This window comes from Streptomyces sp. NPDC091376, assembly GCF_044757085.1.
Lineage (GTDB): Bacteria > Actinomycetota > Actinomycetes > Streptomycetales > Streptomycetaceae > Streptomyces > Streptomyces pratisoli.
In genome coordinates this window covers 60,088-77,536 of the sequence record NZ_JBIVUF010000021.1, presented here as the reverse complement: position 1 = coordinate 77,536, position 17,449 = coordinate 60,088, and the positions used below count along the sequence as shown (strand labels likewise).

At 72.3% G+C, this 17,449-nt stretch carries 21 protein-coding genes; 9 read left to right on the top strand and 12 right to left on the bottom strand.

What is annotated here, in order from left to right; all coding sequences use genetic code 11:
• Positions 1-38 precede the first annotated feature (38 nt).
• A complete protein-coding gene (locus ACIQMR_RS32755; protein ID WP_401395081.1) occupies positions 39-446 on the top strand; it encodes a CoA-binding protein in 408 nt (135 codons plus the stop codon).
• 19 nt (positions 447-465) lie between these two features.
• Here the strand turns inward: ACIQMR_RS32755 and ACIQMR_RS32750 are convergent, their stop codons facing one another.
• Together ACIQMR_RS32750 and ACIQMR_RS32745 are read right to left on the bottom strand one after the other, a co-directional pair.
• A complete protein-coding gene (locus ACIQMR_RS32750; RefSeq protein WP_401395078.1) occupies positions 466-1,023 on the bottom strand; it encodes a YbaK/EbsC family protein in 558 nt (185 codons plus the stop codon).
• 44 nt (positions 1,024-1,067) lie between these two features.
• The gene (locus ACIQMR_RS32745; RefSeq protein WP_401395075.1) at positions 1,068-1,640 is read right to left on the bottom strand and encodes a helix-turn-helix domain-containing protein; all 573 of its coding nucleotides are present in this window, start codon (positions 1,638-1,640) and stop codon (positions 1,068-1,070) included.
• Between the two features lie 92 nt (positions 1,641-1,732).
• On the opposite strand from ACIQMR_RS32745, the gene ACIQMR_RS32740 reads away from it, so the two are divergent.
• Positions 1,733-2,599, top strand: a complete 867-nt coding sequence (locus ACIQMR_RS32740) for an EamA family transporter (RefSeq protein ID WP_401395072.1) — start codon at positions 1,733-1,735, stop codon at positions 2,597-2,599.
• 17 nt (positions 2,600-2,616) lie between these two features.
• On the opposite strand, the gene ACIQMR_RS32735 is transcribed toward ACIQMR_RS32740, so the two are convergent.
• Positions 2,617-3,354, bottom strand: coding sequence for an acyltransferase (locus ACIQMR_RS32735; RefSeq protein WP_401395071.1), 738 nt, complete (start codon positions 3,352-3,354; stop codon positions 2,617-2,619).
• A 156-nt stretch (positions 3,355-3,510) separates the two neighbouring features.
• On the opposite strand from ACIQMR_RS32735, the gene ACIQMR_RS32730 reads away from it, so the two are divergent.
• Positions 3,511-4,782 carry an aromatic acid exporter family protein gene (locus ACIQMR_RS32730; protein ID WP_401395068.1) on the top strand — a complete coding sequence of 424 codons (1,272 nt, stop codon included), beginning with the start codon at positions 3,511-3,513 and terminating at the stop codon, positions 4,780-4,782.
• A gap of 462 nt (positions 4,783-5,244) precedes the next feature.
• On the opposite strand, the gene ACIQMR_RS32725 is transcribed toward ACIQMR_RS32730, so the two are convergent.
• The 4 genes from ACIQMR_RS32725 to ACIQMR_RS32710 all read right to left on the bottom strand — a co-directional run bounded on the left by ACIQMR_RS32725 (position 5,245) and on the right by ACIQMR_RS32710 (position 7,693).
• On the bottom strand, positions 5,245-5,418 hold the full coding sequence (locus tag ACIQMR_RS32725; protein ID WP_401395065.1) for a CsbD family protein: 174 nt from the start codon (positions 5,416-5,418) through the stop codon (positions 5,245-5,247).
• 351 nt (positions 5,419-5,769) lie between these two features.
• A complete protein-coding gene (locus tag ACIQMR_RS32720; protein ID WP_401395063.1) occupies positions 5,770-6,306 on the bottom strand; it encodes a gamma carbonic anhydrase family protein in 537 nt (178 codons plus the stop codon).
• A gap of 34 nt (positions 6,307-6,340) precedes the next feature.
• Positions 6,341-7,042, bottom strand: coding sequence for a DedA family protein (locus ACIQMR_RS32715; protein WP_401395060.1), 702 nt, complete (start codon positions 7,040-7,042; stop codon positions 6,341-6,343).
• 195 nt (positions 7,043-7,237) lie between these two features.
• A complete protein-coding gene (locus ACIQMR_RS32710; protein WP_401395057.1) occupies positions 7,238-7,693 on the bottom strand; it encodes a DUF4442 domain-containing protein in 456 nt (151 codons plus the stop codon).
• Positions 7,694-7,788: 95 nt separating this feature from the next.
• On the opposite strand from ACIQMR_RS32710, the gene ACIQMR_RS32705 reads away from it, so the two are divergent.
• The 3 genes from ACIQMR_RS32705 to ACIQMR_RS32695 are packed head-to-tail and all read left to right on the top strand — an operon-like array spanning position 7,789 to position 10,767.
• The gene (locus ACIQMR_RS32705) at positions 7,789-8,853 is read left to right on the top strand and encodes a hypothetical protein (RefSeq protein ID WP_401395054.1); all 1,065 of its coding nucleotides are present in this window, start codon (positions 7,789-7,791) and stop codon (positions 8,851-8,853) included.
• Positions 8,854-8,896: 43 nt separating this feature from the next.
• Positions 8,897-10,234 carry an MFS transporter gene (locus ACIQMR_RS32700; RefSeq protein ID WP_401395051.1) on the top strand — a complete coding sequence of 446 codons (1,338 nt, stop codon included), beginning with the start codon at positions 8,897-8,899 and terminating at the stop codon, positions 10,232-10,234.
• 29 nt (positions 10,235-10,263) lie between these two features.
• Positions 10,264-10,767: a nucleoside deaminase gene (locus ACIQMR_RS32695; protein WP_401395049.1), complete on the top strand. Its 504-nt coding sequence runs from the start codon at positions 10,264-10,266 to the stop codon at positions 10,765-10,767.
• Between the two features lie 32 nt (positions 10,768-10,799).
• Here the strand turns inward: ACIQMR_RS32695 and ACIQMR_RS32690 are convergent, their stop codons facing one another.
• From ACIQMR_RS32690 to ACIQMR_RS32670, 5 genes are all read right to left on the bottom strand, one after another.
• Positions 10,800-11,645, bottom strand: a complete 846-nt coding sequence (locus tag ACIQMR_RS32690) for a spermidine synthase (RefSeq protein ID WP_401395047.1) — start codon at positions 11,643-11,645, stop codon at positions 10,800-10,802.
• A gap of 109 nt (positions 11,646-11,754) precedes the next feature.
• The gene (locus ACIQMR_RS32685; RefSeq protein WP_401395044.1) at positions 11,755-12,651 is read right to left on the bottom strand and encodes a patatin-like phospholipase family protein; all 897 of its coding nucleotides are present in this window, start codon (positions 12,649-12,651) and stop codon (positions 11,755-11,757) included.
• A gap of 66 nt (positions 12,652-12,717) precedes the next feature.
• Positions 12,718-13,887 (bottom strand): elongation factor Tu, encoded by a 1,170-nt coding sequence (gene tuf, locus ACIQMR_RS32680; RefSeq protein WP_401395041.1) that lies wholly within the window; start codon positions 13,885-13,887, stop codon positions 12,718-12,720.
• 110 nt (positions 13,888-13,997) lie between these two features.
• On the bottom strand, positions 13,998-14,165 hold the full coding sequence (locus ACIQMR_RS32675) for a hypothetical protein (protein WP_401395038.1): 168 nt from the start codon (positions 14,163-14,165) through the stop codon (positions 13,998-14,000).
• Between the two features lie 98 nt (positions 14,166-14,263).
• A complete protein-coding gene (locus ACIQMR_RS32670) occupies positions 14,264-14,962 on the bottom strand; it encodes a DNA alkylation repair protein (RefSeq protein ID WP_401395036.1) in 699 nt (232 codons plus the stop codon).
• Positions 14,963-15,011: 49 nt separating this feature from the next.
• Between ACIQMR_RS32670 and ACIQMR_RS32665 the strand changes: the two genes are divergently transcribed.
• From ACIQMR_RS32665 to ACIQMR_RS32655, 3 genes are all read left to right on the top strand, one after another.
• The gene (locus tag ACIQMR_RS32665) at positions 15,012-15,716 is read left to right on the top strand and encodes a TVP38/TMEM64 family protein (RefSeq protein WP_401395033.1); all 705 of its coding nucleotides are present in this window, start codon (positions 15,012-15,014) and stop codon (positions 15,714-15,716) included.
• A gap of 67 nt (positions 15,717-15,783) precedes the next feature.
• The gene (locus ACIQMR_RS32660) at positions 15,784-16,248 is read left to right on the top strand and encodes a winged helix-turn-helix transcriptional regulator (protein WP_401395031.1); all 465 of its coding nucleotides are present in this window, start codon (positions 15,784-15,786) and stop codon (positions 16,246-16,248) included.
• A gap of 47 nt (positions 16,249-16,295) precedes the next feature.
• Entirely contained in the window at positions 16,296-17,375 is a 1,080-nt protein-coding gene (locus ACIQMR_RS32655; protein WP_401395028.1) for a winged helix-turn-helix transcriptional regulator, read from the top strand.
• Positions 17,376-17,449: the final 74 nt, after the last annotated feature.

The window sequence follows — 17,449 nt, the reverse complement described above, 5'->3', positions numbered from 1 at the left end:
CCGGGAATGGTCCGCGCGGGCCATGGGTTGTGGCGGGTATGTACGCAGACGCAGAGACGATCCGGCGAATCCTCACCCGCAGCGGTGACACATGGGCCGTGGTGGGGTTGTCGAACAACGAGTCCCGTGCCGCCCATGGGGTCGCCCGGGTTCTCCAGGCCTACGGCAAGCGCATCGTGCCGGTGCACCCGAAGGCCGAGACGGTCCACGGAGAGCAGGGGTACGCCTCGCTGGCCGACGTTCCCTTCGACGTCGACGTCGTCGATGTCTTCGTCAACAGCGAACTCGCGGGCGAGGTCGCCGACGAAGCCGTCGCCAAGGGCGCCAAGGCGGTCTGGTTCCAGCTCGGGGTGATCGACGAAGCGGCGTACGACCGCACGCGGGCGGCGGGCGTCGACATGGTGATGGACCGCTGTCCCGCGATCGAGTTCCCCACGCTGCGATAGCGGCCCGGGGGCCTCCCGCTCAGCCGGTGCCGAGCCCCTCCAGCACCACGGCACCCGGCAGCCCGGCGAAGACCTTGCCGGGCACGATCAGCTTTCCGCGGCGCCGTCCGCTGCCGATGAGCACCCACTCGGTGTCGACGACCGCGGAGTCGACCAGCAGCGGCCAGTCCGCGGGGAGCCCGATCGGGGTGATGCCGCCGTACTCCATGGCCGTCTCGCCCGTGGCGAGGTCCATGGGGGCGAACGAGGCCTTGCGGGCACCGAGTTGCTTGCGCACGACGCCGTTGACGTCGACCCGGGTCCGGGAGAGGACCAGGCACGCGGCGAGGGTCGACTCGCCACCGCGCTTGCCCGCCACCACGACGCAGTTGGCGGAGGAGTCGAGGAGGTCGGCGCCGTGGTGCTCGACGAAGACCGCGGTGTCGGCGATCGCCGGGTCGGTGTCGACGTACAGCAGCTGATCGGCCGGGACGTCGCCGTGCCAGGACCGCACGGCATCGGCGACCGGCGGGGTGAGGAGGTCCAGGCAGTCGGGAGCGGGCCGGGCCTCGTCGAAGTTTCCGATGGGTGCGCGCATACGAAGCACGCTAACAGCGGACGGGACCGGTGCGAGGAGCCGTCTCAGCGGACGGGCGGAATGGAGACGGCCATGGTCATCTCGACGGTCTCCGTGCCCGCGTTGCGGTAGGTGTGCGGCACATTGGCCTCGTAGGTCGCGGAGGTTCCGGCCGGCACGGCGTACGGCTTCCCGTCGACCACGAGGGTGAGTTCGCCCGCGGTGACATGGAGGAGTTCGACGGTCCCGTCCGGATGCGGATCGGAAGCGCTCTCCTCGCCCGGCATCAGCGTCCAGGCCCACAGTTCGAGTGGACCGCGGGCCTCGGTGCCGACGAGCAGCGTCGTCGAACTGCCGCCCGGGGTGGACCACATGCGGACGGCCTGCTCGCGAGGCACGAGCTGGACCTGGGGGCCCGTCTCGTAGTCGAGGAGCGTGGTGATGCTGACGCCGAGGGCGTCGGCCAGCTTCACCGTCGTGCCGACGCTCGGATTGGTGCGCGCCTGCTCGATCTGGATGATCATGCCGCGGCTGACGCCCGAGCGGGCGGCGAGGGCGTCGAGCGTGAAGCCCCGCTCACCGCGCCAGCGCTTGAGATTGCGGGCGAGCGACTGCGTGAGCTGGTCGAGGTCCGACACATTCCGTCCAATATAATCAATGGAATAGTTCAACACATTGCACTACGGTGTGGTGCACCCGATCGTTCACCGAACTGTACTGCGAGGCACCCATGACAGCGTTGTTCGCCCTGGCCACCAGCCTCCTGTGGGGGCTGGCCGACTTCGGCGGCGGGCTGCTCACACGACGCGTGCCGGCGCTGACGGTCGTCGTGGTCTCACAGACGATCGCCGTGGTCGTGCTCGGCGCGGTCGTCGTCGCGACCGGCGGCTGGAGCGAGACCGGCCCCCAGCTCTGGTACGCGGTGGCGGCCGGCGTCGTCGGCCCGGTCGCGATGCTGAGCTTCTACAAGGCCCTGGCGCTCGGGCCGATGGGCGTCGTGTCCCCGCTCGGCTCCCTCGGCGTGATCGTGCCGGTCTCGGTGGGGCTGCTCCTCGGTGAGCGGCCGGGGGTGCTGCAGTTCGCGGGCATCGGCGTGGCGGTGGTCGGGGTACTGCTGGCGGGCGGCCCCGAGTTGCGCGGCGCACCGGTGCAGCGGCAGGCGGTCCTGCTCACGCTGCTCGCGGCCTTCGGCTTCGGGTCCGTGATGGCGCTCATCGCCGAGGCGTCGACCACGCTCACCGGGCTCTTCCTCGCGCTGTTCGTGCAGCGCGTCACCAACGTGACGGTGGGCGGCGCGGCGCTGTACGTCTCGGTGAAGCGGGGTGGCCGGGCGCTGCCGGAGGACGGCGGGCTGCGGACGGTCCGCGCCTCGCTGCCGGCCCTCGCCTTCGTGGGACTGGCGGACGTCGCGGCGAACGGTACGTACGCGATCGCCGCGCAGCACGGCCCGGTCGCGGTCGCCGCGGTGCTCGCCTCGCTCTACCCCGTGGTGACGGCGCTCGCGGCCCGGGGCGTGCTCAAGGAGCGCCTGCGCGCGGTACAGGCCGCCGGTGCCGGACTCGCCCTCGTCGGCACGGTGCTGCTGGCGACGGGCTGATTCGGCCGAACGGCTGATCAGCGCTCTTCGAGCTCCGCGAGAGCGACGAGCTGCTCCGGGGTCACACCCTCCGGGATCGGCACCGGCGCGGGCGTCCGCAGCGGCGGCTGCCAGCCCTGCTCCGGGTCCCAGCTCCGTACGATCCTGGCGGGCGCGCCGGCGACCACCGCGTGGTCGGGCACCTCGCCGCGGACGACCGCACCCGCCGCCACGACCACGTTGCGGCCGAGCCGTGCCCCGGGCAGGATCACCGCGCCCGTGCCCAGCCAGCACCCCGGCCCGATCTCCACGGGCTCGGCGCGCGGCCACTGCTTGCCGACGGGCGTGTGCGGGTCGTCGTAGCTGTGGTTGGTCGAGGTGATGTAGACGTAGGGGCCGCAGTAGGTGTCGGAGCCGATGGTCACCGTCGTGTCGGCGATGACATGGCTGCCGCGGCCGAGGACCACACCGTTGCCGAGGGTGAGGATGGGGTCGGGCCCGAGGTCGAGATCCGGCATCATGCCCGCGGTCAGCGTCACCTGTTCGCCGATGATGCAGTGGTCACCGAGCTCGATCCACGCCTCGCCGAACACGGTTCCCTGCGGGAACGCCAGCCGCGTCCCGGGGCCGATCCTGCGGAATCGCAGCGCCCCGGGCTGCTCCGCGGTGACCGCTCCCGCTTCCTGTACCCAGCGCATGCCGCGGTGTACGGCACGCGCGAGCACCCGCCGCCGCCAGGCGCTCAGTGAGGAGAACGTGTTCCTTTTTTCCGGCACCCGGACACGCTAGTCGGCCGGGCGGCAGGTCTCCCGGCAGCTGTGCTGTGATCTTCGCCCCACGTCGGGCCCGGCGCGCGTGGAATTGCGGTCGTCGAGGCACACGGCAGTCTGGGGTGGGAGACCGGCACACGCGCGACGAGGGAAGGGCAGAGGGTGGCAGAAGCCAGCGAACCACTCCGCGATCTCGTACGACGCCACCGGGAACCGGCCGTCGTCCAGACGGTGCGTTCCACCGCGGCCGCGGTGATCTCCTACGTCGTGGCCCTCCAGCTGAGCAGCGAGCCAGCGCCGCTCACCGCACCGCTGACCGCGCTCCTCGTCGTCCAGGTCACCCTCTACTCGACGCTGACCACCGGCATCCGGCGGGTGAACTCCGTCGTGGCGGGCGTGCTGATCGCGATCGGCTTCAGCGCCCTGGTGGGTCTCAGCTGGTGGAGTCTCGGGCTGGTGATCCTCGCGTCGCTGGTGATCGGCCGGTTCGTGAAGGTCGGCGAGTTCGTGCCCGAAGTGGCCATCAGCGCCATGCTCGTCCTGGGCGTGACCCAGGTGACGGCGACGGCTTGGGACCGCATTCTGGAGACGTTGATCGGCGCCGTGGTGGGCCTGTTGTTCAACATCCTCTTCGTTCCGCCCGTATGGGTGGGCGACGCGAGTGCGGCGATCACGGACCTCGCCTCCCGGATGCGGGGGCTGTTGGCGCACATCGCCGACGAGCTGGGCGACCACACTACGGTGGCGCAGGCCGCGGCCCGGCTGCACGAGGCGCGGCGTCTCGACCATGACATCGTCGAGGTGGACGCGGCGCTGCGCCAGGCGGAGGACAGCCTGCGGTTGAATCCCCGGGTCAAGGAGCCGTTGCTGTCGCGGCTCGTGCTGCGTACGGGGCTGGACGCGCTGGAGATCTGTGCGGTGATCCTGCGGGTGTCCTGCCGTACGCTCACCGACCTCGCCAAGACCCGGTCGGCAGGGACTCTGTTCCCGCCTCCTGTGACCGCCGGGCTGCAGGAGCTGTTCGGGCATCTGTCCGACGCGATCGGGGCCTTCGCCGAGCTGATCACCGCCCAGGCCTCGGCGAACGGCGCGGAGGCGGAGGCCCGGCTGTCACGCGAGCTGGCCGCCGGCCGCGCCAGCCGCAACCGGGTCGCCGCGCTGCTGCTGGCCGGCGTGCGCGAGAACACGGAGCACTGGCAGCTCCATGGCGCACTGCTGGCGGAGGCGGACCGCATCCTGGACGAACTGGACGTCGAGAAGCGCTCCGAACGGCTGATCGAGGAACTCGACCGGCACGCCACGGAGCGGCCCAAGGGCAGCCAGTGGTTCGACGACCTGAAGCGCCGGATCCGCGGGAGCGTACGGCGGGGTGGCAGCGGGATGGACGACGCCAGGCGGGCGGCAGCGGGCGAGACGACGCCGGGCAGGCGATAGCGGGTGACGTGACGCCGGGCAGGCGATAGCGGGTGAGACGACGCCAGGCGGGCGGCAGCGGGTGACGTGACGCCGGGCAGGCGATAGCGGGTGAGACGACGCCAGGCGGGCGGCAGCTCGTGAGGTGACACCGGGCGGGCGACGGCGGGTGACGTAACGCCCCGGCGGTGCGGCAGCGCGTGATGGTGACACCGCCGTCGAGCGGCAGCTGGTGGCGTGACGCCCGGCGGTGCGGCAGCGCGTGAGCCGACACCAGGCAGGCGGCAGCGGGTGAGACGACGCCAGGCAGGCGACAGCGGGTGACGTGACGCCAGGCGATGCGGCAGCGCGTGAGGTGTCGTCGGCCGGGCGGGAGCGGGTGCGATGACACCGGCGGGACGTGCCGGGGCGGCCGCACCGCGCGGAGTGCGGGTGCGGCCGCCCGGGTCACGAGCGGCGTCTGCGAGCAGACGCACAGGCGACTTACCGCTGGGGCCGCTTCATCCGCTCGGCGGCTTCCTGCGTGGCCTCCCGGGCCTTGCCCGCCATCTGCTCGCCACGGCCCTCCGCCTGCATCTCACGGTCGCCCATGGCCTTGCCGGCGGTTTCCTTCATCTTGCCCTTGGCCTGCTTCGCCTTGGCCTTTGCCTTGCCCATGACGGTGGTCCCTTCAGTGTGGGGGGGTGGACTGGCGTATCCACCTTGCGCCGATCACCCAGCGTCTGCAATCGGTGACGAAGCGCACACGGTCAGACGGGTGGCCGTCAGTCGGGCGGCTCGGGCAGCGGACGGGTGCCCGGCTCCGGCTCCGGATCCGGGGGCCGCGCGGGCTCCGGCCCGGGCGGCTGCGGGTCACGCGGCACGGGATCGGGGCCGCTCGGTACCGGCGCGGGCCCGTCAGGTGCTGGTTCGTTCGGGGTGGTCATGGCTGAGCCTTCCGGGTCGGCCTGCGTTCCTCCACGCGCTGCGACTACCCGCGGCACCGGAGGTCATCCACGGATCGGGCGGTCAGCCCTCGACCGCGGCCCGGTGGTTCTTCGCCAGCTCCAGGTACATCGCGGCGTTGAGCTTGATGCCCTCGCGCTCCTCGTCGGTCAGCTCGCGCCTGATCTTGGCGGGGACACCGGCGACCAGGGAGCCCGGCGGCACCCGCATGCCCTGCGGGACGAGGGCCTGCGCCGCCACGAGCGAACCGGCGCCGATGTGGGCGCCGTTGAGGACGGTCGCCCCCATGCCGACGAGCACGTCGTCCTCGACGGTGCAGCCGTGAAGGACGGCGTTGTGGCCGACGGAGACGCGCTCGCCGACGGTCACGGGGAATCCGGGGTCGACGTGCACGGTGCAGTTGTCCTGGATGTTGCTGTCGGCGCCGAGGACGATCGGACCGCAGTCGGCGCGCAGCACGGTGTGGTACCAGACGCTCGCACCGGCCTCCATGGTGACCTCGCCGATCACGACGGACGTGGGCGCGGTGAACGCCTCCGGAGCGATGTGCGGCTCCTTCCCGCCCACTCCTGAGATCAGTGCCCGCTCGCGCTCCGCCATCGTCTTCTCCTCGTCCCTGTTTCCGGGCCGCGTCCTACTTCTGGGCCGCGCCGACCTGCACCGTAGGCGATGCCTCGGCGGAGACGTCCGCGGGGGCGGGCGTCTCGGCGCCGGGCTCGCACTGCGCACGCTCGGCGGCCTTCTTGGCCCGGTTCTTCAGGACGAGCATCGACGTGACGCCGATGAGCACGGCCAGGACGAGCCCCAGCCAGGAGAAGCGCTTGAGCCAGGCCTCGGCGACGACACCGACCGAGTAGATGACGGCGGTCGTACCGCCTGCCCACAGGATGCCGCCGAAGACGTTGGCGATGAGGAACTTCCAGTACGGCATGCGCAGTACGCCCGCCAGCGGACCGGCGAAGATCCGCAGCAGCGCCACGAAGCGGCCGAAGAACACGGCCCACATGCCCCACTTCTGGAAGGACCGCTCGGCGAGCGCGATGTTGGCCGCGCTGAAGTGCTTGGGGAACTTCCCGCCGCACCAGGTCAGCAGCGGCCGGCCGCCCCTGCGCCCGATGGCGTATCCGATCGAGTCGCCGATGATCGCGCCGGCTGTGGCACAGGCGCCGAGCACCCAGGGGTTGATGTCGCCGTGCTGGGAGGCAAGAAGCGCGGAGCTGACGAGGACGATCTCGCCCGGCAGCGGGATCCCGAGGCTCTCCAGCCCGATGACCACCCCCACCAGGACGTAGACGGCCATGGCCGGCACGGTCTCGAGCCACTCCTGGACGTGCAACGCTGGATCCTCCCGTTGTCGGCGGCCCTGGCCCGTGGTCGGTGGGCGCGGCCGTGCCCGTGTGTGATCGGGCTGGGCCGCCCGGCGCGCTGCCTGCGGCGCACGCCGGGCAGCCTACCTCGGAGGCAACAGTGCCCCTCGCCTCCGGAGCCGGACGCGAGGGGCACTCTCACGGTGTCTCACATGTCGTGGATGTCAGCTGTTCGGACGCAGGGTCCAGACGACGGTCATCTCGCCGGTCACCGCTCCGTCCGCGTCACGGGTGATCGCGACGGTGACCGGGAACTCGGGGCGCCCGCCGGCGTCCAGCTCCGCGACGACGTCTGCGGCGGGGCGGCCGAGGGTCGCGGTCGCGGTGACCACGCCCATCGCGAGCTTCTTGTAGCCGATCTCCGCCCGGACCGCGAGCGGCACGGCGCGGGACAGCTGGTCGCCGAAGGCGGCGAGCACGATCGCGCCACTGGCGGACTCGGCGAGGGTGAACATCGCGCCGGCGTGCGGTCCGCCGACGTGGTTGTGGTAGTCGGGCTGGTCCGGCATACGCACCACGGCGCGCTCGGCCGTGGTCTCCAGGAACTCCAGGTTGAGGGTCCTGGCCATGGGGACCGTGGCGGCGAGCAGCTCGCCGACGGACTTCTGGTCTGCACTCATGACACGGGATGTTACCCACGAGTAGCGGAACTTCGCCATCCCCTCACGGGGGCGGGCGTGCCACCGAACACCCCGCACCTCTATGGTTACTGGCCATGTGGCCAGGACAGCAGCCGCCCGGGGGCGAGCAGAACCCGCAGGACCAGAACCCGTACACGCAGCCGGGATACCAGCAGCCGAATCCCTACCAGCAGCCGGGATACCAGCAGCCGGGACACCAGCAACAGCCCGGCTATCCGCAGCAGCCCGGGTATCCGCAGCAGGGTCCCCAGCAGCCGAACCCTTACCAGCAGCCGACCGTGCCGCAGTACGCCACTCCCGGTCCGCCGCACCCGGGCGGGCCCGGCCCGTCCCAGGACAAGAAGAAGACGGTCCTCGTCGCGATCATCGCCGCCACCGCCGTCGTCGCCGCGGCCCTCATCACGGGCGCCGTCGTGCTGAAGGACGACGACAAGGGCAAGGACGTCGCGGACCACAAGAAGCCGTCGACGTCGCCGACGGAGCCGGCCGAGGCCCCGTCCCCCACCGACAACCCGCGCGACGGCTCCAACGGGGCCAAGCCGACGATCGCGGGCTGGAAGGTCGTCACCAACCCCAAGCACGGCACGCAGTTCGACGTGCCCGCGGACTGGGAGGTGGCGAGCGCCGGCGTCGCCACCGGGTTCGAGGACGAGAAGAAGGGCGACGGTTCGCCCGCGGTCATGATGACCGCCCCGGCCTACTTCAAGAGCAAGTGGTGCTCGGTCGACTCCGACCTGGACGGCAAGGCCGAGGACTCGGGTCTGGGCGCGACCGGGACCAAGGGCGGCCAGGGCGCCAAGGACACGGCCGAGGCGGCTTACAACGAGGCGGGCAACTGGTCCTGGGCCGCCTACGCGCAGACCGAGCCCAAGGGCACGGTCAAGGTCACCAAGGCGCAGCCCTACACGACGAAGTCGGGGCTGAGCGGCCATGTCGCGACGGCCACCGCCGTCGGAGTCCAGAAGAAGGACAAGTGCGACACCGACGGCAAGTCGATCGCCTTCTCCTTCAAGAACACCAAAGGCAACTTCGCCTCCTGGGTGCTCTACGCCAACAAGGGCGTCGCGGGCGAGATCCCGGACGCGACGATTCAGAAGATCCTCGGCACCGTGCGGCTGGCCGACGCCCCGGCGTCCTGAATCCGGTTTGGCAAGGAGGGGCGGCGCCAGCGATAGTCCCCGGGTGACTTCTCGTACGCCGCTCCTCCACCGCCGCCCCGAATGGGCCGGCCGCAACTACTCACTGCTGACCGCCGCCGCGATCGTCACCAATCTGGGAACCCACGGTGCGCTGATCGCGGCGGCGTTCGCCGTGCTGGAGTCGGGTGGCGACGGCGGCGACGTGGGCCTGGTCGCCGCGGCCCGCACCCTGCCGCTCGTCCTCTTCCTGCTGATCGGCGGCGCGATCGCGGACAGGTTGCCGCGACACCGGGTGATGGTGGCCGCCAACGCGCTCAACTGCGTGTCGCAGGCGGCCTTCGCCGTACTGGTGCTGGCCGGGGAACCGCAGCTGTGGCAGATGATGCTGCTCACCGCGCTCTGCGGCACCGGGCAGGCGTTCTTCAACCCGGCCGCCGAGGGCATGCTGATGTCGAGCGTCACCGGCGAGCAGGCGAGCAAGGCGTTCGCGCTCTTCCGGATGGCGATGCACGGAGCGGGGATCGGCGGCGCGGCGCTCGGCGGCGCGATGATCGCCGCGGTCGGGCCGGGGTGGGTGCTGGCCATCGACGCCGCCGCCTTCGCGGTCGCGGGTGCGCTCCGCGCGTTCCTCGACGTCGGCCACATACCGGCGAGGAAGCCCGGCGGCGGACTCCTGGCCGATCTGCGCGACGGCTGGCAGGAGGTCATCAGCCGTCCCTGGCTGTGGTCGATCGTGGCGCAGTTCTCGGTCGTGGTCGCGGTCGTCGGTGCGGCCGACGCGGTGTACGGGCCGCTGGTCGCCGAGGAGTCGCTGGGCGGGGCACGGCCCTGGGGACTCGCGCTGGCGGCGTTCGGAGCGGGCACGCTGGGCGGCGCGCTGCTGATGATGCGGTGGAAGCCGCGGCGCATGCTGCTCGCCGGCACGCTGTGCGTGTTCCCGCTGGCACTCCCCTCGGCGGCGCTCGCCGTGCCGGTGTCGATCGGCGCGCTGATGGTGGTCATGTTCGTGAGCGGTGTCGCCATCGAGGTGTTCGGCGTCGCCTGGATGACCACGCTGCACCAGGAGATCCCCGAGGAGAAGCTGTCCCGGGTCTCCGCGTACGACTGGTTCGGGTCGACGGCGATGCTCCCGCTCTCGACCGCCCTGGCCGGCCCCGCGGAGAGCGTGTTCGGCCGCCAGAGCGCACTGTGGGGTTGTGCGGCGCTCATCGTGGTCGTGACGGCGCTGGTGCTGCTGGTCCCGGACGTACGGAACCTGACGCGACGCACGAAGCGGATAGCCGGTCACCTCACGGCGCCCACCGCGGCTGCCGCGACCGTGGCCGGGACCGGCTCCGCGACGGCGACCGGGACCGACCTCCACACCCGGGAATCGCTCTAGCGGGCGTCCGGCCGACGAACGGAGTGACCGTGACGCACGACGAACGCACCGAGGCCGAGCTGCGGCATCTGCGCCGCTGTGTCGAGCTCGCCGCCGAGGCGGTGGAAGCAGGTGATCATCCCTTCGGTTCCGTGCTGGTCGCGGCGGACGGCAGCGTGCTCGCCGAGGACCGCAACCGGGAGGTGACGACGGGCGACCCGACGCGCCATCCGGAGTTCGCGCTGGCCCGCTGGGCTGCCGAGAACATGACCCCGGAAGCCCGGGCGGCGGCCACGGTGTTCACCTCGGGCGAGCACTGTGCGATGTGTGCGGCGGCGCACGGCTGGGTCGGGCTGGGGCGCATCGTGTACGTGAGCTCCTCCGAGCAGACGACGGCCTGGCTCGGCGAGCTGGGCGTTCCGCCGTCCCCCGTGCGGACGCTGCCGGTCGGTGAGGTCGTCCCGGGCCTGCCCGTGGAGGGGCCGGTCCCCGCTCTCGCCGAGCAGGTACGCGAGCTGCACCGGCGCTTCCGCGGCCGGACGCACGAGGCGTGAGCGTTGGCCCCACCGGTGGCGCGGCAGGCACCTCAGCCGATGCTGAAGGCCCCGTCCGGCGGTTGCGGTGAGGCGACCGCGTTCTCGTCCCGTACGGCCGTGGCGTCACCGATGAATCGGCGCAGGGCCTCGCCGTGCTCGACGCGGGCCGGAAACGCGTCGGACGCGGTACGGCGGGCGAGGGCGGGGGTGTCGATGCCGGTGTGCGAAGCCAGCAGTACGGCGTTGCCGAAGCGGCGGCCGCGCAGCACTCCGGGTTCGGCGATGAGCGCCAGCTCAGGGAACACGGTGGCGAACGTGGCCAGTTGGGAGCGGAGGAAGGCGAAGGGCGCACCGTCGGCGAGGTTCGCCGCGTAGATCCCGCCGGAGCGCAGGACGCGGTTCACGGACCGGGCGTACTCGCGGGAGGTGAGATGCGCGGGCACCCGCGAGCCGCCGAACACATCGGCGATCACCACGTCCGCGCAGTCCGCCGGAGCCTGCTCCAGCCACTGCCGCGCGTCGGCCCCGTGCACGGAGATTCCCGGACCGGACGGCAGCGGCAGCCGCTCGGTGACGAGCGCCAGCAGACCGCGGTCGGCCTCGACCACGTCCTGCCGTGAGCCCGGACGGGTGACCGCGAGGTATCTGGGCAGGGTCAGCGCCCCGCCGCCGAGGTGCAGTACGTCCAGCGGCGCGCTCTCGTCGCCCACGCAGTCCAGGACGTGCGCGAGGCGTCGCGCGTACTCGAATTCGAGGTGCGTCGGATCGTCGAGGTCGACGTACGACTGCGGCGCCCCGTCCACGGTCAGCAGCCAGGCGCGCGCCCGGTCGATGTCGGGCATGAGCTTGGCGGTGCCGTGGTCGACGGCGCGGATGACGGGAAGGGGCTCGTCCACCCGGCCATTGTGCGCCCAGGGTGCGACCGCTTTCGAACGCCGGGGCCAGCTCTCGAACACCGGGGTTCCGCGCCTGCGCCGCCACGGCCCGGACGCCGGATGGTCGGGGTCAGCCCGGCAGGATCGCCCGTACGGCCTGGGCGTGCGCCACCGCCTGGGCACGGCCCGCCCGGGCGGACGGTGCCCGGCGCGAAGGATCCAGCACATTGCGCCCGAACGCCCGGCGGGCCGCCCGGTCCGGGGTGATCAGGACCACGTGCGCCCCCGCCGCGGTGAGCCTGGCCGCCTGCACGCGCGCCGAGGGTACGGGCCCGCCGCCGACCGAGATCGGCGCGACGATGACGACCGTGCCGTAGCCGACCGCGAGGTCCGCGTTCGTGGACGAGCGCACTCCGCCGTCGATGAAACGCCGCCCGCCGATGGTGACGGGCGGCCATACGCCGGGCACGGCGCAACTCGCGCCGACCGCGTCGAGCAGCGGTACACCGCTCGCCTCGTCGAAGGCCCGGAACTCCCCGGTCAGGGCGTCCACCGCGGTGACGACGAGCCGCCGCGCCCGCGGCCAGTCGTGCGTGAGCAGCCGGGCGGCGAAGACGGCCCGCCGTACCTCCTCCGGCTCGGTACGGGTGGACAGCGCGAGCCGCCCCATGCGCGCGCCGTACGCCTCGGCGTCGCGCGAGCGCAGCACCCCCCAGAGGTAGCGGGCGAGGACGGTGGGGCCCATGCCTGCGGGCACCTCACCCTCCGGATCGGCGAGCTGACGCTCATACAGCTCCGGAAGGGTGAGCAGGCCGGAGGTGAGCTGGGCTCCGACGACCGAGCCCGCCGAGGTCCCGACGATCAGATCGGCGCCGGTCGGGTCGGCGCCGGCCTCGGCGAGGCCGTGCAGGATGCCGACCTCCCAGCCGATCCCGGCGAGCCCGCCACCGCCGAGTACCAGTGCCGTCCGACGGCTCTTCGTCGGCTCGTCCCTCACCACGTCCTCGTGCGCGTCAGTGTCCGCCATGGCAGCAGTGTGACGTGTACGGGGCGGGCCCGCTCCCCCGCGGACGGCGGGAAGCGGGCCCTCGGCTCAGGCCAGCTCGGTGACGGTGCCCGCGCCCACCGTGCGGCCGCCCTCGCGGATCGCGAAGCCCAGCCCGGGCTCCAGCGGAGTGTCGCGGCCGAGCTCGACGGTCATGGTGACCGTGTCGCCGGGACGCGCGACCCCCGCCTCGCCGAGGTCGACGTCCCCGACCACATCCGCGGTGCGGATGTAGAACTGCGGCCGGTAGCCCGTGCCGATCGGCGTCGTACGGCCGCCCTCACGGCCGGACAGGACGTACACCTGGGCGGTGAAACGGCGGCTGGGCGTGACGCTGCCGGGCGCCGTGACCACATGGCCGCGCCGCACCGCGTCACGCGGCACACCGCGCAGCAGCAGCGCCACGTTGTCGCCGGCCTCGGCGGACTCCATCGGCTTGCCGAAGGTCTCCAGGCCGGTGACGACGGTGGTGACGTCCGCCCCGAGCACCTCCACCTGGTCGCCGACGCGCACGGTGCCGCGCTCGACGGCGCCCGTGACGACCGTGCCGCGCCCGGTGATGGTGAGCACGTTCTCCACCGGGAGCAGGAACGGCGCGTCCGTGTAGCGGACCGGCATCGGCACATAGGTGTCGACGGCGTCGAGCAGCGCCTCCACGGCGGCCGTCCAGCGCGGGTCACCCTCCAGGGCCTTGAGCCCCGAGACCCTGACGACCGGCACCGCGTCGCCGCCGTAGCCGTGCGCCGTGAGCAGCTCGCGCACCTCGAGCTCGACCAGGTCGGTCAGCTCGGGGTCGCCCGCGTCGGCCTTGTTGAGCGCGACGACGATGTGGTCGACGCCGACCTGACGGGCCAGCAGGACGTGCTCGGCGGTCTGCGGCATGACCCCGTCGAGCGCCGAGACGACGAGGATCGCGCCGTCGAGCTGGGCGGCGCCGGTGACCATGTTCTTCACGTAGTCGGCGTGGCCGGGCATGTCGACGTGCGCGTAGTGCCGGGTGTCGGTCTCGTACTCGACGTGCGCGATGTTGATCGTGATGCCCCGGGCGGCCTCCTCCGGCGCCCGGTCGATCCGGTCGAACGGAACGAAGGTGCCGGTCCCGCGCTCGCTGAGGACCTTGGTGATGGCGGCGGTCAGCGTGGTCTTGCCGTGGTCGACGTGGCCCATGGTGCCGATGTTGAGGTGCGGCTTGGTGCGCACGTATGCCGTCTTGGGCATGGCTGTCGCAGTTCCTTCCCGGAACTCGAAGAGTGAACTCCCTGCGGAGGGGGACCCCTTGGCCGGACCGACCCTCCCCCTGCGGGGTCCGCCGGACATTCCGGGAAGGGTCAGCTTCGGGCGCCGTCGAGGGGCGCCGCTGTGGCCGCTGCGGCTGCGAAGACAGCAGCGGCGACTGCCGCGACGGCTGCTGCTGCTGCTGCTGCTGCGAGGAGGAAGGCAGCCTTCGGCGCGTCCGCGACTGCGGACGGCGCTGCGGGGAAGGCGTACCGGAACATGCGTCGATGATCGCCGACCGTGCGGGCGGCCGTCGAATGGTTTTCCCCCGGGCGGGAGTTACCGGTCACCGGCGCTGATCACCGGTTCCCGGCCGGCGTCACAGGTTCTTGAGAGCTTCGCGCACCGAGAGCGGCGCGAGCCGGTCACGGGACGTGGCGACGAAGTCCCGTACGGCGTCCGGGTCGGTCTTGGCGTATTCGCGCAGGCTCCAGCCGATCGCCTTGCGGATGAAGAAGTCGCAGTGCCCGGACTGGCGCAGGCAGTACCGGAAGAGCCGTTCCGCGTCCGTCGCCTGCTTGTAACCGAGCTGGTGGAGCAGGGCCGTGCGGGCGACCCAGAGGTTGTCGTCCTCGATCCACTCGTCCATCGCGGCGACGAGTTCCGCGTCGGCGGCGACGAGCGGACCGACGACGTGGGCGGCGAGCATGTCCACCGTGTCCCACCACGAGACCGTGGCGATCAGGTGGCGGGCGACCGGGAGGAAGCCCGAGGAGCAGCGTCCGGCGTGGCGCCGCAGATAGTCGACGGCGAAGTAGTGGTACTCGCGCTCGGGCAGCTCCCAGCAGCGCAGGGCTATCGCCGCGCAGTCGGCCTCGGCGGGCCTCGGGGTGCCGTCGAGAACCGTACGGGACAGGCGACGCCGTTCGGGGGTGCGGATGCCGAGGAAGGGTGCGATGTCCTTCATGTAGGCGGCGGCCTCGCGGGCCCGGACCGGGTCGGCCGCACCGGTGTACGTGACAGTGAGCCGTTCGAGCACCGTGTCGGCGAGTGCGCTGCGCGGTACGGGGAGGGTCATGCGCCACACATTACGGCGATCATACGACCGCGTCGGTTAGTCTCCCCGGATGCTCGACCCCGTCCCCGGGCCGCGCGACGGCCTCGCCCTCCGCTGCGGCCGCGTCCTCCTCTCACCCTGGTCACGGCTTGCGCTGCTGGTGCTGCTGCTGGCGTGCGCGGCATCCGCGGTCGTGGCGTACGAACCACAGCAGCTGCTGGCGACGGGCTGGCCGCCGCAGGTGAGCGGCGGGGCGGCGGTGGCTCTCTTCGCCGCCGCGTACGGGCTGTGCACGGCTGCGTTCGTGCCACGCCCGCTGCTGAATCTGGCGGCCGGTGCGCTGTTCGGCTCGCAGGCCGGTCTGGCGGCGGCGATCGCGGGCACCGTGCTGGGCGCGGGCATCTCGTTCACCCTCGGGCGGCTCCTCGGTCAGGACGCCCTGAGGCCACTGCTGAGGGGACGCTGGCTCACGGCGGCGGACGGCCAGCTGAGCCGGCACGGTTTCCGATCGGTGCTGGTCCTGAGGCTGCTCCCCGGTATCCCGTTCGCCGCCAGCAACTACTGCGCCGCCGTGTCACGGATGGGCTACCTGCCCTTCCTCCTGGCGACCGGCATCGGGTCCGTCCCGAACACCGCGGCCTACGTGGTGGCGGGCAGCAGCGCGGCTTCGCCCACGTCACCCGTCTTCCTGATCGCCGCGGGCTTCATCGTCGCGTCGACCCTGGCCGGAGCGCTCGTCGCCTGGCGCAAACGGCACCGGCTGCGCTCGGTGTGACCCGCTGCCCGTCGACCGGCGGGCCACTGGGTTGGGAATTCCAACCCTCCGCTCCTAAGCTGGAGCCATGAAGACCTCCCGGCCGTGCTCCATCGCCGGCACCCTCGCTCTCGTCGGAGAGAAGTACGCCCTGCTCGTTCTTCGCGAGGTCTTCCTCGGCGTCCGCCGCTTCGACCGGATCGCCCGCAACACCGGCGCACCGCGCGACATCCTCACCGCCCGGCTGCGCCGCCTCGTCGAGGCGGGAGTGCTGGAGAAGGTCCCCTACAGCGAGCGTCCCCAGCGCTTCGAGTACGTCCCGACGGAGGCCGGCCGCGAGCTGTACCCGGTCCTGGTGACGCTGATGGCCTGGGGCGACCGGCATCTGCCCGGGCACCCGCCGACGGTGCTGGAGCACTCGTGCGGCGAGGAGCTGCGGCCGGTGGTCGTCTGTACGGCCTGCGGCGCGGAGGCCACCCCGGACACCCTGACGCCGCATGTGCACGCGCCGGGCTGGACGGTGTCCGGCCCGGCCGCGGAGACCGTGGGCTGACTCCAGGGGTCTGGACCACTGACCGCCGTCCGCCTAACGTCGGGCCGGTGTCCCGACGAAGCGCGCGGGAAGGGCGGACCATGGGTGGCGGGCGGCAGACCGGGGCGGCGGATCCGCCGGGCGGCGGCACGGAGCACCGGCTGGCCGCGCTGGGCGTGCCCGCCGCCGACGAACGCCTCTACCGGTTCCTGCTCGCCCGCCCCGGCGCGACCGTCGCCGAACTCGCCGCGGCCACCGGCTGGGACGCCGCCCGGGTCCGGCGCAGGGCGCGATCGCTCGAGAAGCGGGGCATGCTCACCCGCGTCCCCAGCCGTCCGGTGCGCTTCGCCCCGGCGCCCCCCGACGTCGTGACCGAGGTGCTGGCCCTGCAGCGGCAGGAGGAGATCGAGCGCGCACGGCTTGCGGCGGCCCCGCTCGCCGAGGAGTTCCGCAACGGACAGCGCGTCGGCACGGGCCCGTCGGTCCAGGTGCTGACCGGACGGGACGCGATCGCTCAACGCTTCTTCCAGACCCAGCAGTCCACCAAGGACGAGGTGCTCATCCTCGACCGGCCCCCCTATGTCGCCCAGCCTGCCGAACGGCAGATCTCCGTACAGGGAGAGCTCATGCGCCGCGGGGTGCGCTACCGCACCATCTACGACCACAGCTCGCTGGATTCGCCCGGACAGCTCGGCCTGTGCCGGGAGCTGGCGCTGCTGGGCGAGGACAGCAGGGTCGTCGACGAGGTGCCGCTCAAGCTGGTGATCGCCGACCGGCGGACCGCCCTCGTGCCGTTCGTGCTGCCGACCGAGCGCGAGGTGATGGTGCTGCAGCGCTCCGCGCTGCTCGACGCACTCGTGGTGCTGTTCGAGATGCTGTGGCGGCGAGCGGTACCGCTGTGGCCGGCCGACCGACGGACGCCCCCGGAGCATCCTTTGTCCGCCGAGGACGAACGGCTCCTCGCCCTGTCCGCCTCGGGCCTCACCGATCAGGCCATCGCCCGCCGTCTCGGTGTCGCGCAGCGCACGGTGGAGCGCCGTATGCGCAGGATCATGGACCTTCTCGGCGCCCGGACGCGGTTCCAGGCCGGACTCCAGGCGGCCCACCAGGGCCTGGTCGGCGGCCCGCCGCCGTCCCCGCTTCGTTAGAGCGCGTCCCCGGTCCTGAGTGCGCGTTCCCGGTCCTGAGGCCGGGAACGCGACCCGGCCTTTCGCGCGCCGGG

Bases quoted from the DNA above. Each gene is read 5' to 3' on its own strand.
- ACIQMR_RS32660 (WP_401395031.1), top strand. From the start codon at position 15,784: ATGAAGACCTCCCGGCCGTGCTCCATCGCCGGCACCCTCGCTCTCGTC.
- ACIQMR_RS32705 (WP_401395054.1), top strand. From the start codon at position 7,789: ATGTGGCCAGGACAGCAGCCGCCCGGGGGCGAGCAGAACCCGCAGGAC.
- ACIQMR_RS32675 (WP_401395038.1), bottom strand. From the start codon at position 14,165: ATGTTCCGGTACGCCTTCCCCGCAGCGCCGTCCGCAGTCGCGGACGCG.
- ACIQMR_RS32725 (WP_401395065.1), bottom strand. From the start codon at position 5,418: ATGGGCAAGGCAAAGGCCAAGGCGAAGCAGGCCAAGGGCAAGATGAAG.
- ACIQMR_RS32665 (WP_401395033.1), top strand. From the start codon at position 15,012: ATGCTCGACCCCGTCCCCGGGCCGCGCGACGGCCTCGCCCTCCGCTGC.
- ACIQMR_RS32755 (WP_401395081.1), top strand. From the start codon at position 39: ATGTACGCAGACGCAGAGACGATCCGGCGAATCCTCACCCGCAGCGGT.
- ACIQMR_RS32740 (WP_401395072.1), top strand. From the start codon at position 1,733: ATGACAGCGTTGTTCGCCCTGGCCACCAGCCTCCTGTGGGGGCTGGCC.
- ACIQMR_RS32685 (WP_401395044.1), bottom strand. From the start codon at position 12,651: ATGGCGGACACTGACGCGCACGAGGACGTGGTGAGGGACGAGCCGACG.
- ACIQMR_RS32750 (WP_401395078.1), bottom strand. From the start codon at position 1,023: ATGCGCGCACCCATCGGAAACTTCGACGAGGCCCGGCCCGCTCCCGAC.
- ACIQMR_RS32670 (WP_401395036.1), bottom strand. From the start codon at position 14,962: ATGACCCTCCCCGTACCGCGCAGCGCACTCGCCGACACGGTGCTCGAA.
- ACIQMR_RS32710 (WP_401395057.1), bottom strand. From the start codon at position 7,693: ATGAGTGCAGACCAGAAGTCCGTCGGCGAGCTGCTCGCCGCCACGGTC.
- tuf (WP_401395041.1), bottom strand. From the start codon at position 13,887: ATGCCCAAGACGGCATACGTGCGCACCAAGCCGCACCTCAACATCGGC.
- ACIQMR_RS32720 (WP_401395063.1), bottom strand. From the start codon at position 6,306: ATGGCGGAGCGCGAGCGGGCACTGATCTCAGGAGTGGGCGGGAAGGAG.